16 protein-coding genes are annotated in these 15,837 nt (G+C 54.3%); 6 read left to right on the top strand and 10 right to left on the bottom strand.

Annotated features, from left to right (window positions below; all coding sequences use genetic code 11):
- Nucleotides 1–17: 17 nt before the first annotated feature.
- The 4 genes from U2W12_RS09875 to U2W12_RS09860 form a co-directional block, all read right to left on the bottom strand.
- The gene (locus tag U2W12_RS09875; protein WP_326500523.1) at nt 18–803 is read right to left on the bottom strand and encodes a hypothetical protein; all 786 of its coding nucleotides are present in this window, start codon (nt 801–803) and stop codon (nt 18–20) included.
- Nucleotides 804–952: 149 nt separating this feature from the next.
- On the bottom strand, nt 953–1,378 hold the full coding sequence (locus U2W12_RS09870) for a DedA family protein (protein ID WP_326500509.1): 426 nt from the start codon (nt 1,376–1,378) through the stop codon (nt 953–955).
- 68 nt (nt 1,379–1,446) lie between these two features.
- Nucleotides 1,447–2,349 (bottom strand): copper oxidase, encoded by a 903-nt coding sequence (locus U2W12_RS09865; protein ID WP_326500508.1) that lies wholly within the window; start codon nt 2,347–2,349, stop codon nt 1,447–1,449.
- A 101-nt stretch (nt 2,350–2,450) separates the two neighbouring features.
- The gene (locus U2W12_RS09860; protein ID WP_326500507.1) at nt 2,451–3,065 is read right to left on the bottom strand and encodes a hypothetical protein; all 615 of its coding nucleotides are present in this window, start codon (nt 3,063–3,065) and stop codon (nt 2,451–2,453) included.
- Between the two features lie 261 nt (nt 3,066–3,326).
- Here U2W12_RS09860 and pgi point away from each other — a divergent pair, with 261 nt between their 5' ends.
- Nucleotides 3,327–4,964 (top strand): glucose-6-phosphate isomerase, encoded by a 1,638-nt coding sequence (gene pgi, locus U2W12_RS09855; protein WP_326500506.1) that lies wholly within the window; start codon nt 3,327–3,329, stop codon nt 4,962–4,964.
- Between the two features lie 92 nt (nt 4,965–5,056).
- Here pgi and tadA read toward each other — a convergent pair whose 3' ends face one another.
- From tadA to guaB, 3 genes are all read right to left on the bottom strand, one after another.
- Nucleotides 5,057–5,518: a tRNA adenosine(34) deaminase TadA gene (gene tadA, locus U2W12_RS09850; protein WP_326500505.1), complete on the bottom strand. Its 462-nt coding sequence runs from the start codon at nt 5,516–5,518 to the stop codon at nt 5,057–5,059.
- A complete protein-coding gene (gene guaA, locus U2W12_RS09845) occupies nt 5,509–7,095 on the bottom strand; it encodes a glutamine-hydrolyzing GMP synthase (RefSeq protein ID WP_326500504.1) in 1,587 nt (528 codons plus the stop codon). Before guaA ends, tadA begins: the two co-directional genes overlap by 10 nt.
- A 181-nt stretch (nt 7,096–7,276) precedes the next feature.
- Nucleotides 7,277–8,743, bottom strand: a complete 1,467-nt coding sequence (gene guaB, locus U2W12_RS09840) for an IMP dehydrogenase (RefSeq protein ID WP_326500503.1) — start codon at nt 8,741–8,743, stop codon at nt 7,277–7,279.
- Between the two features lie 202 nt (nt 8,744–8,945).
- Here guaB and U2W12_RS09835 point away from each other — a divergent pair, with 202 nt between their 5' ends.
- The 3 genes from U2W12_RS09835 to U2W12_RS09825 all read left to right on the top strand — a co-directional run bounded on the left by U2W12_RS09835 (nt 8,946) and on the right by U2W12_RS09825 (nt 9,961).
- On the top strand, nt 8,946–9,092 hold the full coding sequence (locus tag U2W12_RS09835) for a hypothetical protein (protein ID WP_326500502.1): 147 nt from the start codon (nt 8,946–8,948) through the stop codon (nt 9,090–9,092).
- A 65-nt stretch (nt 9,093–9,157) separates the two neighbouring features.
- Nucleotides 9,158–9,352: a hypothetical protein gene (locus U2W12_RS09830; RefSeq protein WP_326500501.1), complete on the top strand. Its 195-nt coding sequence runs from the start codon at nt 9,158–9,160 to the stop codon at nt 9,350–9,352.
- Nucleotides 9,353–9,394: 42 nt separating this feature from the next.
- Entirely contained in the window at nt 9,395–9,961 is a 567-nt protein-coding gene (locus U2W12_RS09825; RefSeq protein ID WP_326500500.1) for a YbhB/YbcL family Raf kinase inhibitor-like protein, read from the top strand.
- 50 nt (nt 9,962–10,011) lie between these two features.
- Here U2W12_RS09825 and yidD read toward each other — a convergent pair whose 3' ends face one another.
- The 3 genes from yidD to U2W12_RS09810 all read right to left on the bottom strand — a co-directional run bounded on the left by yidD (nt 10,012) and on the right by U2W12_RS09810 (nt 14,326).
- A complete protein-coding gene (gene yidD / locus U2W12_RS09820) occupies nt 10,012–10,386 on the bottom strand; it encodes a membrane protein insertion efficiency factor YidD (RefSeq protein ID WP_326500499.1) in 375 nt (124 codons plus the stop codon).
- Nucleotides 10,387–10,522: 136 nt separating this feature from the next.
- The gene (gene clpB, locus U2W12_RS09815; RefSeq protein ID WP_326500498.1) at nt 10,523–13,099 is read right to left on the bottom strand and encodes an ATP-dependent chaperone ClpB; all 2,577 of its coding nucleotides are present in this window, start codon (nt 13,097–13,099) and stop codon (nt 10,523–10,525) included.
- Nucleotides 13,100–13,279: 180 nt separating this feature from the next.
- A complete protein-coding gene (locus tag U2W12_RS09810; RefSeq protein WP_326500497.1) occupies nt 13,280–14,326 on the bottom strand; it encodes an asparaginase domain-containing protein in 1,047 nt (348 codons plus the stop codon).
- Between the two features lie 58 nt (nt 14,327–14,384).
- Between U2W12_RS09810 and U2W12_RS09805 the strand changes: the two genes are divergently transcribed.
- Both U2W12_RS09805 and U2W12_RS09800 read left to right on the top strand, forming a co-directional pair.
- On the top strand, nt 14,385–14,882 hold the full coding sequence (locus U2W12_RS09805) for a dihydrofolate reductase (protein WP_326500496.1): 498 nt from the start codon (nt 14,385–14,387) through the stop codon (nt 14,880–14,882).
- 168 nt (nt 14,883–15,050) lie between these two features.
- Nucleotides 15,051–15,605: a hypothetical protein gene (locus U2W12_RS09800; protein ID WP_326500495.1), complete on the top strand. Its 555-nt coding sequence runs from the start codon at nt 15,051–15,053 to the stop codon at nt 15,603–15,605.
- Nucleotides 15,606–15,837 lie beyond the last annotated feature (232 nt).

The following is a 15,837-nucleotide window of genomic DNA, read 5'->3' as shown; positions in this document are numbered from 1 at the left end:
CGGCTGCTGTAAGCACGCTATTCGTCTCCCGCTACCTGAAAAACTGTCTTTACCGATTTGACTGCCTTCAATCTTTCGCGCATGATTTTCCCAATCGCCAACAGCCGCGGCGCGCCGCCGAGCGCGACCGCATCGACCAGACAATACCAAGCGGCGACACCGCTTGGCGGATTGCCCTGCGGCAATTTCAGAACCGGATCGATCGCGGCCCATTTCCAGGTGCCGACCGCAGTGCCGATCAGCTCCAGCCAAGTTGTGATAAAAAACGCAGCCAGATACACCATCGGCGAGCGGCCTTTGAACAGATAAATCAGAAACACGACAAATAACAGCGCGCCGACCGCATCGCCCTGCTCGCTGAAACCGCTGATGCCCCAGAAAGACCATGCGCCGCAGACCAGTACCACGAAACCGGCAATTTCGCGCGCATAGGTTTGGAACAAGCCGGAACGCGCCAATGCGACGGCGGTCAGATAGACCATGCCGTGCCCTGGAGGCACATAAGCTGGAACATTATGATACCGGTAGGTATAGCCCCCCATGAACGGCGAGGCGAAATGTTCGCCGATCGTCGCAAAGGCGACCGCGATCGCCACCTGCACTCGAATTTCCTTGTTTTCGCCCAATAGCAGGCCGATCAAAAACACCCATCCGCAAACGCCCAGCGCATTTTGTTTTTCGATGCTTGCATTGGCGTCGCTGAGTAAACAAACCGCAACACAAAAAAAGGTGAAACCGGCAATAAAATAATCGCGTTTTCGATGGATGTAGGCAACCCCTGCCTTCGGAAAATGGCGTAACACATGCACCTCGGATGGATTGTTCTTATTTGCAAGAATGCAGAGCGGGAAGATGGGTTTCGTTCCTCTACCCATTCCTAATCCTAAGCATCATTGCTTAATTTTTTATAAAGGCTAATAAAGAGAGACCGGCCTTTATCTAGTCCGCGGTCTTAAAAAAACGCCCAGGCAATCACTCCATAACGACCAAGCTTACCGAGCAGAATGATCAGCGCACCGGAAAACAGCGGCAATTTCAACCAGCCGCCCGCGAAGCACAGCGCGTCTCCGATGACCGGTAGCCACGAAAAAAACAATGCCCAGACACCGCGTTTCGTTACCAAATCCAGCGCTTTTTGTGATTTTTCCGGCAACAGCGAGGCCGCAGGATAGCGCTTCGCAGCCAGCATGCCCAATCCCCATGTCGTCATCGCGCCGAGCGTATTGCCAAGCGTTGCGATACCGACCAGTTGCAGGGCCGGATGTTGTCCTCCCGCGATCAGATAGGCTAACACCGCTTCGGAACCGCCCGGTGCGATCGTTGCAGATACGAAGGCGCTCACAAACAAACCGCCGATTTCAAACCAGGCTTCTGGCATTTTTAATTCTCGATAAAAAACCCTGCCGGCAAAAATGCAGCAGGAGTTCGATACGATTGATCAACTACTTAGCCGCCCGGCAACATCTTCGATTTATTCGACGAAATCTTTTTGATCAGTCTGGCGATCAAACCCAGCAATAACTCGATAAAATTACGCAACAACGCGAATGCATGAGCAACCGCTTCAGAAAAGGTCATGCCCTTGAAAGTGCGCGCGAATAACGGCGCTAACAAAAAGCCGACCGCGAGTCCGATCACGGTAATGCCGGAAACGAAAGAATCTTCCTGCGGTGCCGCTGGCGCCGAGGGAGTAGCAGCCGCGGCAGACACCGAAGAAACCGGTGTAGTGGACGCCGCCGGTTTGGCAATCACCGGAATGCCGCTGCCTTGATAATCGTCCTGAATTTCATACGCGGTCACACCCGGAATGCTCGGTAAATCGCCGCTACCCGCGCCAACTTTCAATTGGCCCTTCATACCTTTCTCCATGTGCTGAGCGATGTCGCAATGCACCAGATAGGTTCTATCGCCCGGTGGCAAAATCAAAGTGCCGGAAATCTTGGCCGGGCCGCTGACTTCCAGATGGAACATACCTTTAGGATAGAGATATTTCGGTAAGCCATGCATCATCCATTGATGTCTGATGCTGTCCTCGTTGATAAAGTGCACCGTCAATTTGGTGCAAGGTTTGAACTGATATTCCTGGGTATCGAACGCGAACATTCTGCCCGGAAACTTTTCGGCATATTTATGGCCGGCGTGAACGGTGATTTCTTTCGTTTCCGAAATCTTCTCGCAACCGCCCGGCAGTGTATCGGTATTTTGCCCCATCACCATGCCGCCGCCCATATCCATCAGGTGACCGGCGCCGTGGTCCATCAGCATCTTGTTATGGTCTTCATATTCCTGTGCCGCGAGCGGCGCAGCAGCCCCCAAAATCAACGCTCCGGCCAACAAAAACTTCACCATTACCTTACCTCAAATTACTTTTTGGATGATTTCACGTTAACGCCCGCAAACACCCACGAACGCTAACGCAAACAAAACCGAGCCCTTATGGACTCAAAAAACTATGCCTTATTTTTACCGATCAACGAATCAACCTTGTTTTTGAATGTGGCGTTCGACAAATACAGTCCAAAAAGGCCGGCAAACGCAAACAAGAGATACAGCGCGTTGCTGTATTTGCTACCCGGTGCGCCGGTACCGGCGGTGAAGCTCATATGCGCATCCAATCTGTCTCCCTGTGTACGCACATCCATCTTATCTTGCTCAGGAATCAGCGTGATATGGATCAGATATTTACCCGCATCCGGCACGCCATTCGGCAAATCCAGGTTGACCGTGCCGGACGAATGCTTGCTGGCAGGCAGGAAAAATACTCGAGTGCCTTCCGGCTCTTTGGTCACTTCAAATTCAATCGACATTTTCCGGTATCTCATGTCCTGATAGTCGAAAACCAATTGCGTCGGGGTATTTGTACCTGGAAGTTTGCCGCAGAACTCCTCGGCCGGATAGGATTTGGGCTGATAAGCAGTGTAATGGATCCAATGGGTGGGTTCGAGTTCGAATTTGCATTGGTCGGTATCGGTACCCGCCGCGCCGCCATGCGCCCAAACCGCTGCCGACAGCAGCAAGCCTAATCCCCCTAGAAAACCCTTTGCAAAAAAATGTGCTCTGTTCATAATGCCTTCCAGTTTTGATAGATTATTATAATTTAAACAACAAGCCCTAATAGGGCTTGATCTCTCCAAAATAACCTTATTTCGAATAAAGTCAATTGCCAGCAGAGCACTCTAGCACATCAAAACCCTTAAATTCAAGGCATTGATGATCGCGCCCGGCCGTAAAAAAATCAAACGCACTTGCCCTGCCAATGTTCTATTGCCATATACACCTCATTTTCGTAGACTTACACCAATAATTCACCCTGGAGTCCCTAAAAAATGTCGTCGTTGACTAATTCTAAAGCCTGGACCGCGCTCATAAACCACTTCCGGCTCGTGCAAAACGATTCGATGAGGGAGGCTTTCAGGAGAGACCCGGACCGTTTCAAAAAGTTCTCTCTCCAGCTCAATGACATCATTTTCGATTACTCCAAAAACCGCATCACCGAAGAAACCGTCGCACTGCTCATCGAGTTGGCAGAATCCCAAGGCCTCAAGCAAAAAATTGAGGCCATGTTCAACGGCGGAATGATCAACACAACCGAACGCCGCGCGGTACTGCATACGGCGCTGCGCAACCGCAGCAATACCCCGGTTTATTTTGCCGGCCAGGACGTGATGCCGGATGTGAACCGTGTGCTGGCCAAGATGCGCGTCTTCTGCGATGAAGTTAGATCGGGCGCATGGAAGGGCCATACCGGCAAATCAATCACCGACATCGTCAGCATCGGCATCGGCGGCTCGGGCCTTGGACCGAAGATGGTTTCGGCGGCGCTGAATCCCTATGGCTCGGACAAGCTAAAAGTCCACTATGTATCGAACGTGGATCAAACCGATCTGATCGAAGTGCTGCAACCGTTGAGCGCCGAAACGACCTTATTCGTGGTTGCCTCGAAAGTTTTCAATACTCAGGAAACCATGATGAATGCCAGATCGGCCAAAAACTGGTTTCTTGACCGCATCCCGTCCGAAGACGCGATCGCCAAGCACTTCGTTGCAATTTCGACACACCGGGAAAATGTCGCCAAATTCGGCATCGACACCAAAAACATGTTCGAGTTCTGGGACTGGGTCGGAGGGCGCTATTCCCTGTGGTCAGCGGTCGGCCTGTCGATCGCGCTGCAAATCGGCATGGATAATTTCGAGGAGTTACTGCAAGGCGCGCATGAGGCCGACCTGCACTTCCGCCATACACCGTTCGATAAAAACATTCCGGTCATCATGGCCTTACTCGGCATCTGGTACAACAATTTCTTCGAAGCCGACTCGCATGCGGTGATCCCATATGACCAGTCGATGCGCTTTTTTTCCGATTATATGCAGCAAGGCGACATGGAAAGCAACGGCAAAAGCATCGACAGGGGGGGCAATAGAGTCGATTACAGCACCGGCCCGATCATTTGGGGACAACCCGGCACCAACGGCCAGCATGCCTTCTTCCAATTGATCCACCAGGGCACCAAGCTGATCCCCTGCGACTTTATGGCGGCAGCGAACAGCCATTATGATTTGCCGGACCATCACGACATTCTGATTTCAAACTATCTCGCCCAGCCCGAAGCGCTGATGAACGGCCTAACCGAAGACGAAGTCAAGGCCAGATTGTCGCCCGAAGACCGCGCCGATCCAGTACTGGTCGCATCGAAAGTTTTTGAAGGCAACAAGCCGTCCAATTCATTTCTTTTTAAGAAGATGACACCGAGAACCCTGGGCTCGCTGGTCGCATTTTACGAGCATAAGATTTTCACGCAAGGCGCGATCTGGAATATCAACTCATTCGATCAAATGGGCGTCGAGCTCGGCAAGGTGCTCGCGAAGGTAATTTTGCCGGAATTGAAAAACGATCAGATCATCAGTAGCCATGACAGCTCGACGAATGCGCTGATCAATGCTTACAAGCAATATCGGAAAAGCTGATCAATCGCGGCCTTGATAAATCGAGACGGCGAATCCTCGATCCGTTACGCTCCATCGAAGCTAGGCTTGACCGTACATGCAAACCACACGAGCTAGCGCCTGACTTTAAAAAAACCTTTTAACAACGCCGAGCATTCGGCTTCCAGCACGCCGCCTTGCCATGCCACGCGATGATTCAAAAAGCTCGCGTCGGCCAGGCTTAATGCATGGCAGACGGCCCCGCGCTTCGGATCGAAAGCGCCGAATACCAATCTTTTAATCCGCGCATGACTGATCGCGCCCATGCACATCACACAAGGTTCCAGCGTCACATACAGGGTCGCATCAATCAGGCGATAATTTCCGGCCGCCCTGCCCGCCTGCCGTAGCGCAACGATTTCCGCATGCGCGCTCGGGTCATTCATTCCGATTGGACTATTCCAGCCTTCGGCAATGCATCGATCGTCCCTGACCACTATCGCGCCGATCGGCACTTCGCCCAGCGCCTCGGCCCGCTCGGCGAGCCGAAGCGCATGCCGCATCCAGGCGACATCGTCCGTTTCGATTACTCCCATTCAATCGTTGCGGGCGGCTTGCCGGAAATATCGTAAGTGACGCGCGAGATGCCCGGCACCTCGTTGATGATCCGCCGCGACACCAGATCGAGAAAATCGTAAGGCAGATGCGCCCAGCGCGCGGTCATGAAATCGATCGTTTCGACCGCACGCAGCGCGACCACGTAATCGTACCGGCGGCCGTCGCCCATCACGCCGACCGACTTGACCGGCAAAAACACTGTAAAGGCCTGACTGACTTTTCGGTACAAATCATGGCGGTACAGTTCCTCGATGAAAATCGCATCGGCCTGGCGCAACAGATCGGCATAGTCCTTCTTGACCTCGCCCAGGATGCGCACACCAAGCCCCGGCCCCGGAAACGGATGCCGGTGGATCATGTCGGCCGGCAGACCCAGTTCCAAACCCAGCTTTCTGACTTCATCCTTGAACAGTTCGCGCAGCGGTTCGACCAGTTTCAGGGCCATGTTTTCCGGCAGGCCGCCGACATTGTGGTGCGACTTGATCAGATGCGCTTTGCCGCTTTTCGCGCCGGCCGATTCGATCACGTCCGGGTAAATGGTTCCCTGCGCCAGCCATTTCGCATCGGTCAGCTTACCCGCTTCCTCGTCGAAGATTTCGACGAACAAATTGCCGATGATCTTGCGTTTCTGCTCGGGGTCCGCGACGCCTTGCAATGCGGCCAGGTAACGCGGTTCCGCATCGACCCGAATCACCTTGATACCCATGTGCTCGGCGAACATCGCCATCACCTGGTCGCCCTCGTTCAGACGCAAAAGCCCGGTGTCGACGAACACACAGGTCAATTGATCGCCGATCGCCTTGTGCAACAATGCAGCCACCACCGACGAATCGACGCCGCCGGACAGCCCCAGAATCACCTGATCGCTGCCGACCTTCGCGCGCACCGATTGGATGCTGTCTTCGATGATATTGTCCGCGGTCCACAAAGCCTCACAGCCGCAAATTTCCAGCACGAAGCGAGCCAATATCCGGCCGCCCTGCTTGGTATGCGTGACTTCGGGATGAAATTGCAGGCCGTAAAAATCTTTTTCTTCATTCGCGATGCCGGCAATCGGCGCGCCGTCCGAACTTGCGATCAACTTGAAACCTTCCGGCAATTGCGTGACCCGGTCGCCATGGCTCATCCAGACATCCAGCAGACCGTAGCCTTCAGGCGAGACATGATCCTCAATATCGGCCAGCAATTTCGAATGCCCGCGCGCGCGGATTTGCGCATAGCCGAATTCACGGTGGTACGACGATTCGACCTTGCCGCCGAGTTGCTCTGTCATCGTCTGCAAGCCATAGCAGATGCCCAGCACCGGCACGCCAGACTCGAATACATGTTGCGGCGCCCGCGGTGTGTCGCCGCTGGTCACTGTTTCGGGGCCGCCGGACAAAATAATGCCGTTCGGAGCGAACCGCTTGATTTCGTCGGCGCTGCATTCGCAGGAAAAAATTTCCGAATACACGCCGATTTCGCGAATCCGACGCGCAATCAATTGGGTATATTGCGAGCCGAAATCCAAAATCAGGATTTTGTCGGTATGGATGTTCGCGTGCGTGTGTTGCATGTCTCAAACTCGTTATGGGTCTTCAAAAAAACAAAGGGCCCGATCGGAGCCCTTTTGTTGTATTGGTAGGGAAATCGAAACATCGCAGCAAAACTCTGTACGGTATGCGGCTCATACCCTTTTCAGAATTTTTCATACGACCAGAGTTTTGAAAGGTACGCAATGCGTACCCTAGCAAAGTTTAATCCAGCCGATAATTCGGCGCTTCCTTCGTGATCGTCACATCGTGCACATGGCTTTCTCGCATTCCGGCACTGGTCACGCGCACAAACTGCGCTTTCTCGTGCAGCGAAGAGATCGTCTGGCTGCCGGTGTAACCCATACTGGCGCGGATGCCGCCGAGCAACTGATGGATCACCGCAATCAGACTGCCTTTATACGGTACGCGGCCCTCGATGCCCTCCGGCACCAGCTTTTCGGCCGAATCGGTTTCTTCCTGAAAATAACGATCGCTAGAACCCTGTGTCTGCGACATCGCGCCCAACGACCCCATGCCCCGGTACGATTTATACGAGCGTCCCTGGAACAATTCGGTCTCGCCCGGCGCTTCCTCTGTGCCGGCAAACAGGCCGCCGAGCATCACCGCATACGCGCCCGCCGCCAGCGCTTTCGCGACATCGCCGGAATAACGGATGCCGCCGTCGCCGATCAACGGCACGCCGGTACCTTTCAACGCCAGCGCGACATTGCTGATCGCGGTAATCTGCGGCACGCCGACGCCGGCGACGATCCGTGTCGTACAGATCGAACCCGGACCGATGCCGACCTTGACGCCGTCCGCGCCAGCCTCGACCAGCGCCAGCGCCGCATCGGCGGTTGCAATATTGCCGCCGATCACCTGCACGTCGGGATAATGCTGCTTGACCCAACGCACCCGGTCCAAGACGCCTTGAGAATGTCCATGCGCGGTATCGACCACAATCACATCGACGCCGGCGGCGACCAGTGCCTCGACGCGCTCTTCGGTGCCGTGACCGGTGCCGACCGCCGCGCCGACGCGCAATCTTTCCAGCTCGTCCTTGCAGGCCTGCGGATAGTCCTTCGCTTTTTGAATGTCCTTGACGGTAATCATGCCGCGCAAGTGAAACGCATCATTCACAACCAGCACTTTTTCGATCCGATGCTTATGCAATAACGCGATCGCTTCCTTCCGATCGGCATTCTCATTGACCGTCACCAAACGCTCTTTTGGCGTCATGATTTTGGTGACCGGTTCATCATAGCGGGTCTCGAAACGCATATCGCGACTGGTTACGATGCCGACCAGTTCATCGCCATCCACGACCGGCACCCCGGAAATATTTTTCGCGCGAGTCAACCTTATCACATCGCGAATAGTGGTCTCGGGCGAAACGGTTATCGGATCTTTGATTACGCCGCTTTCATATTTCTTGACGCTGCGCACTTCGCGGGCCTGCTGCTCGGCGGTCATGTTCTTATGAATGATGCCGATGCCGCCTTCCTGCGCCATCGCAATCGCCAGCCGAGCCTCGGTCACCGTATCCATTGCCGCGGAAACCAGCGGAATGTTTAGCGTGATGCCACGCGTCAGCCGCGTTTTCAATTCGACTTCACGCGGCAGCACCGTCGAGTGCGCAGGCACCAATAACACATCATCAAATGTGAGCGCTTCTTGAACTATATGCATAAACCGCACCTAAAAGCAATAAAATAACCGGCTATTCTACTATACAATTTTTTATTTATTAATAGGCCCGATACAAAAATTAAAACATTCACTCCTACGATAGCCCGTTAAAACGAACAGTTCCAAGGTAAAACGCAAGAATGCTCCGGCAATTCGCGACTTGAACTTTCACACCTCAATCCTTCACAAAAATAGGCATTGCTTGGCGGACAAACATCGATTCGCCGAGACCGTCGCCGCCATCATCCTGACCGCGCCGGTACTGGCGTTTTCTGATCAAGGTTTCGATGGCTTGCGCGCAGACGTGAAAGCGGGCGCGGATGCCGGTCTAGGAGGTTCAAAAATGTGATTCCAATTCTGCTAGTGGGCAAAGATTCCACCGCGCATGCCTTTCGCTTTTGCACGGAGCGAAATTTGGCGACGCGCGAAATCAAAATGGTGGCCGCAATGGTGCGCCGGAATTTTACCGTTGCCCGAGAAGAAACCGGGATGCCGACTCGAGAAGTTTTTTTGTTTACGAAGATGCCGGAGAATTTGAAAGTCAGCTTCAAAAAAGATAATCCCACATTGATTGTAAATGAAGGGATAGAACCTTTATCCCCCGTCTGAGTCATTGAGTTATTCATTACTGTTCAACGCAAGGAGAAACCGATGCAAATCAAAAAACTCCAGCCATACATTCGATCAGTCGGATTGCTTTTCTGCTGCTATTCACCCCTCTCGCTTTCGGTTGAAGGAGTAACCGCCATGACCATGACTCTCAAGTCTTCCGCTTTTGAGCATCAAAATGCGATCCCCAAACAATTTACTTGCGACGGCTCCAATATCTCGCCCGCATTGGCCTGGGCCAATGTTCCGCCCAACGCCAAGAGTCTTGCGTTGATCATGGACGACCCTGATGTGCCTGCGCCCTTCCTGCCGGTCATGACCTGGGTGCACTGGCTGCTATACAACATTCCGCCGACAGTTTCCGAATTACCGCAAAACATTGCGCCGCAAGATCTGCCCAAAGGCGCGCTACACGGCAAGAACGACTGGAAAGACACCAGCTACAACGGGCCATGCCCACCTTTTGGCAGTCATCGTTATTTTTTTAAACTTTACGCACTGGACACGCCTTTGCCGGATTTGAATCTACCCGATAAAGCCGCACTGGAAAAGGAGATGGTGGGACATATCATCGATAAGGCAGAATTGATAGGAACTTATAGGCGCTAAGAAACCCGATTGCACCCATCAAACATTACCAATCGGTAGATTGTTGGAGTCTAAAACGAACAGTCGCAAGGCGAATCGCCAGGTAAATCCGGCAGATCACAGTTGCTGCCTTTGCATGCGTCCAAATTTTTCGAGGGGCAGCCCGCGGTAAAATCGCAGTCGCAATCGGGGCATTCATCGCAATCGTTCCGGCCGCGCCGCCGTTGACCGTTTCTTATCAGGGTTTCGTTGGCTTCCTTGCAGGCTCGAAAACGTGCTCGGATATCCGTGTAGCCACCGACGGGTCCTTGGGCCAGCACGATTTTCTTGACCGCCTCGGCGCAGGAATCGCCTCCGTGCAGGACCGCATAAGCGCAACGGAACCCCTTGTAAGGCGAGATGACTTTTTGATAGAAAACGATCAATAGGATGACGAGGTCTTTCACATGCGTGTGGAGGAGAATTAGGGCTGGCGCGGCATTAGCAGTTGCTAACGCCGCGCCTAAAGCATAGCAAATCCTCGGCAACCGAAAATGACGAGGACAAGCCAGGCTTTAATCCGGCCAGCCTCGATTTGGGGAATCAGGCTTTCACAAACCGCAAAACCCCGTCTTCCAGCTCGACTTTAATCGTATCCCCGGATTCGAATCGACCGGCCAGAATCTCCTGCGCCAGCGGATTTTCGAGCTGATGCTGAATCGCGCGTTTCAGAGGCCGCGCGCCGTACACCGGATCGAAGCCGGCCTCGCCGAGACGATCGAGCGCGGCCTCGCTGATTTCGAAGCCGATTTCGCGGTCGGCCAGACGTTTGTGCAGATTGCCGATCTGAATCTTCGCGATCGCCCGGATTTGTTCGCGTTCGAGCGGATGGAACACCACGACTTCGTCGATCCTGTTGATGAACTCGGGCCGAAAATGCATGCCGACGATGTCCATCACCTCGGCCTTCATTTCCAGGTAATTGGCCTCGCCCGCGAGCTCCTGAATCCGGCTCGAACCCAGATTCGACGTCATCACCACGACCGTATTGCGAAAATCGACGGTCCGGCCTTGCCCATCGGTCAAGCGTCCGTCATCCAGAACTTGCAACAGCACATTGAATACATCCGGATGCGCCTTTTCGACTTCGTCCATCAGGATCACCGAATAGGGCTTCCGGCGCACCGCCTCGGTCAGATTGCCGCCTTCCTCGTAGCCGACGTAGCCCGGCGGCGCGCCGATCATACGCGCGACCGAATGTTTCTCCATGAATTCGGACATATCGATCCGCACCAAGGCATCGACCGTATCGAACAGGAACTCGGCCAGCGCCTTGCACAATTCGGTCTTGCCGACGCCGGTCGGCCCCAGAAACAGGAACGAGCCGTTCGGCCGGTTCGGATCGGACAGCCCCGCGCGCGAACGACGGATCGCATTGCTGACCGCCTTCAGGGCTTCCTCCTGGCCGACCACACGCCTGCTCAGGGCTTCTTCCATGCGCAGCAGTTTGTCGCGCTCGCCTTCCATCATTTTCGATACCGGAATGCCGGTCCATTTGGAGACGACTTCGGCGATTTCTTCCTCGGTCACCTTGTTGCGCAGCAGGGTCATCTTGCGCGTTTCGCCGGTCCCCGCCTGCGCCAGTTGCTTTTCCAGCGCCGGAATGATGCCATATTGCAATTCCGCCATCCGGTTCAGATCGCTCGCGCGCTTCGCCGATTCAAGCTCGATTTTCGCGTGATCCAACTTTTCCTTGATCGTCGCGGAGCCTTGCAGGGAGGCTTTCTCGGCTTTCCAGATTTCCTCCAGATCGGAGTATTCCTTTTCGACTTCGGCGATTTCTTCTTCCAGAATTTCCAGCCGTTTTTTCGACGCCGCATCGGCTTCCTTCTTCAGCGCAACCTGCTCGATCTTCAATTGAATCAGGCGCCGGTCGAGTTTGTCCATCGCCTCGGGTTTAGAATCCTGTTCCATCCGGATGCGGCTGGCGGCCTCGTCGATCAGATCGATCGCCTTGTCCGGCAACTGCCGGTCGGCGATATAACGGTAAGACAGCCCCGCCGCCGCGACGATCGCCGGATCGGTGATGTCCACGCCGTGATGCACCTCGTATTTTTCCTTCAGGCCGCGCAGAATCGCAATCGTGTCCTCGACCGACGGCTCATCGACCAGCACCTTCTGGAAGCGGCGTTCCAGCGCCGCGTCTTTTTCGACATATTTGCGGTATTCGTCCAGGGTCGTCGCGCCGACGCAGTGCAGTTCGCCTCGTGCCAACGCCGGCTTCAGCATGTTGCCGGCGTCCATCGCGCCTTCGGCCTTGCCCGCGCCGACCATCGTGTGCAGTTCGTCGATGAACAGGATTACCTGCCCTTCCTGCTTGGCCAGATCGTTCAACACCGCTTTCAAGCGCTCCTCGAACTCGCCGCGAAACTTCGCGCCGGCGATCAGGGCCGCCATGTCCAGCGCCAGCACCCGCTTGCCCTTGATGCCTTCGGGCACTTCGCCGTTGACGATACGTTGCGCCAGGCCTTCGACGATCGCGGTCTTGCCGACGCCGGGCTCTCCGATCAGCACCGGGTTATTTTTGGTGCGGCGCTGCAGCACTTGAATGGTGCGGCGGATTTCGTCGTCGCGACCGATCACCGGGTCGAGCTTGCCCGCTTCCGCGCGTTCGGTCAGGTCGATCGTGTATTTTTTCAAGGCCTGGCGCTGATCTTCGGCGTTCTGATCATCGACCGCCTGGCCGCCGCGCATCGCCTCGATCGCCTTTTCGACCGCCTGCTTGGTGGCACCGGCTTTTTTCAGCAAGTCCTGCAACAGCCCTTTTTCCTCGAACACTGCCAGTAAAAACAGCTCGCTGGCGATGAACTTGTCGCCGCGCTTTTGCGCCAGCTTGTCGGTCACGTTCAACAGCCGCGCCAGCTCGTTCGAAATCTGCACGTCGCCGCCCGCGCCCGAAACGGTCGCCAGCCGGTTCAGCGCCTGTCCGAGTTCGCTGCGCAGGGCGTGGGTATTGACGCCGATTTGCGCGAGTAAAGGTTTGATGCTGCCGCCTTCCTGATCGAGCAAGGCAATCATCAGATGCACGGGCTCGATGAATTGATGATCCTTGCCCAGGGCAAGGCTTTGGGCTTCTGCCAGCGCTTCCTGAAATTTGCCGGTTAATTTATCCATCCGCATGTTGGTTTACCTCATAGGGAATTTATTAAGTTGCCCGGGATATGGGGCATGAATGACGGATTTTCAATAACGGATAGTCAAATTCGCCTATTGCCCGACAAAATAGAATGGTAAGACCCTGTTAACGATCCGCAGAATTCAAAAGGACCGTCATCCCTGCACCCCTGTCGTTATGACGGCTTAGCTTAGCGACATTGGACTATTGGAATAAACATGCTCCCCGGCAATATCGGCAGCCAGAAACGCGCTAATACCCCGCCCGTCCTGAAAATTGCCATACGCCAGCGCCAATTTCACATAAGCCGCTTCGATCGACAGATTCCAGATCATTTCCGCGCCCGCGTCGAGCAAAAACCGTGTGCTTTCATACGCATCGGGGGACTTCCGCGCCGGAGCCAGATAAACCTTCACGCCCTGCTGCCGGCAACGTTTGATGAACGCGAGTAGCGAATGATTTTCGCCCCATTGCAAAGTACTGCATGCGGTGCCGGAATGATAAAGGTCATGCAATACCGCATCGACGCCGTCGACAGAAAAATGCCCGTAATCGAGGCCCGGATAAGGCCGGATCATCAGGATGCGATTCGAAAATAACGCTTTCAACCCGGGCAATGCTGCTTGCCGCTCGAATGCCGACAGTCCCGACCGGATAAACCGGCCGCCTTCATACGCCATGTAGCTTTGTCCCTGCACGCTGACAAAATCGCCGCTCAATTGCAGAGACGAAGCCAGACGCGCGCCACGGTGCACCTGTACGGTCTGGCATTGATTGCGGTAAGGCACAAATACGCCGGGCTCATTGATCTCCCGAATAAAATCGACCGCGCAATGAAAATTGTCCAGCCCGTTGGCCTCCGGATGATCGAGCGGATAATCGCTCGAAACCAACAGCAAAGGCACCTTCAGTCCGTGAAAATAAAAACCGAACGCCGCCGCGCTGTAAGCCAGCGTATCGGTGCCGTGCGTCACGATCACTCCGTCATAGCGGTCCGGCTGTTTGGCTTCGATCGCCTCGATGATGATGGGCCATGCCGCGGGAGCGAGGTTTTCGCTGAGCAGCCGGACCGGCTCGATTGACTCGAAAGCGATGTCCTTCGCCGTCTCGGAGAAGCGCCTTTGAAATTCGCCGAGCAGCTTGAAAGGCGCCGACTCGGACGGCTTGATCGTACCTTCGCTGGCGCTTGATCCGATCGTGCCGCCGGTGAATACAACCAGAATATGTTTCATAGTATGATGATCATCTTTTTATAAGCCCAAAGCGCCCCAGATTCTAAACCACCCCAGCATGAAAATCTCACTTATCGTCGCGATGGCGAGCAACCGGGTCATCGGCCTGAACAACAAAATGCCCTGGCACCTGTCGGCCGACCTGAAACGCTTCAAAAAAATCACGATGGGCTCGCCGATCCTGATGGGCCGCAAAACCTTCGAATCGATCGGCCGCCCCCTGCCCGGCCGTACCAACATCGTCCTGACCCGGAACCCTTCCTACACGCAGGAAGGCTGCGTGGTCGTGAACGATCTCGAAACTGCGATCTGGACCGGCTGCCGGCATGCTGGCGAGATTTTCGTGATTGGCGGCTCCGATCTTTACGCAGCCTTGCTGCCGAGAGCGCAAACGATTTATTTGACCGAAATCCGGCGGGAATTTCCAGGGGATACGTTTTTTCCGCAACTGGACATGAACGAATGGTCGGAGGCGGAACGGGAAGATGTCGATGATGACGCCGGTGCGGGTTTCGGCTACAGCTTTTTGCGATTAGATAGGAAAATGAAACCGTAGATCAAGAACGGTAGCAAAGGTTAGGCAGAAAATCATAAAGCTATTGCACTCAAACACATATGGCTAACATCACCAATTTGTTGCTAACAAGCCTTTAAATTGGGAAGATATACGGAAACCGTATAATTACTTGTTATGCCTGCACACCAACATTAATCGTATCCAAAAATGAAACACCAAAAGACTATTGACAAGATTCGGGCCGGTGCTTACACCAGATCCGAGCTAATCAAACTTCGCTGCAATGCCGAGGCCTTGCAAAAGAAGGGCGACACTGATGCCGCAGCTGTCATTGCCGAGATCGACATAGCTACCCCTACCGACAAGACGATTGTCTTTATGGGCTTCTGCCCCGGAGCAAACTTCGACAACCGGCTAGACATTGAGTGGAAAGAAGAAGGCATTTGCACCTTCATCTTCCTGCGTAGCGAGCAACAGCTTAACCGCTTCAATGACATCTGGCCAGGCGACTTAATCGTTTTGAAGAAACGCCATCAATTTGGCAAAACCATGCTCTTGTATGGGCATGGCCGTGCAACAGGCATCAAGTACGACCCGGACAATAACCGGTACCTTGAAATGGATTGGTCCGCCCAAGACAATATAATTGAGGTGCCTCTCATGGGTTGCAACTCAACGGTTGATGTTCGCACAATTGAGCAAGTCGAGGCCGAAATGCCAATCGAGTTCTTCAATTGGCTAAATCAGCCGGTGCCGGCCTAACAAGTCAAGGCCATAGCGCATCAATTGCGAGGACCATAGGATGTGCTGAGCGTTAGCGAAGCGCATCAATCGCGATCGATGCGCCTCCTTACGTCGGCACATCCTATGCCCCTGGACGTGCAAGGGCGTCACGTATTGTTTGCGAAACACTAGCGAGTAGCCCGGATGCAATCCGGGAGCTACACAGAGGCGAACTTTGCTGTTTGTGGCTTTACGTCGGCGTAATCCGAGG

The sequence above is a fragment of the Methylomicrobium sp. Wu6 genome (assembly GCF_035916875.1).
Classification (GTDB): Bacteria; Pseudomonadota; Gammaproteobacteria; order Methylococcales; family Methylomonadaceae; genus Methylomicrobium.
Note: the sequence above shows the minus strand (reverse complement) of the source record. Positions and strands in the feature narration are given on the sequence as shown.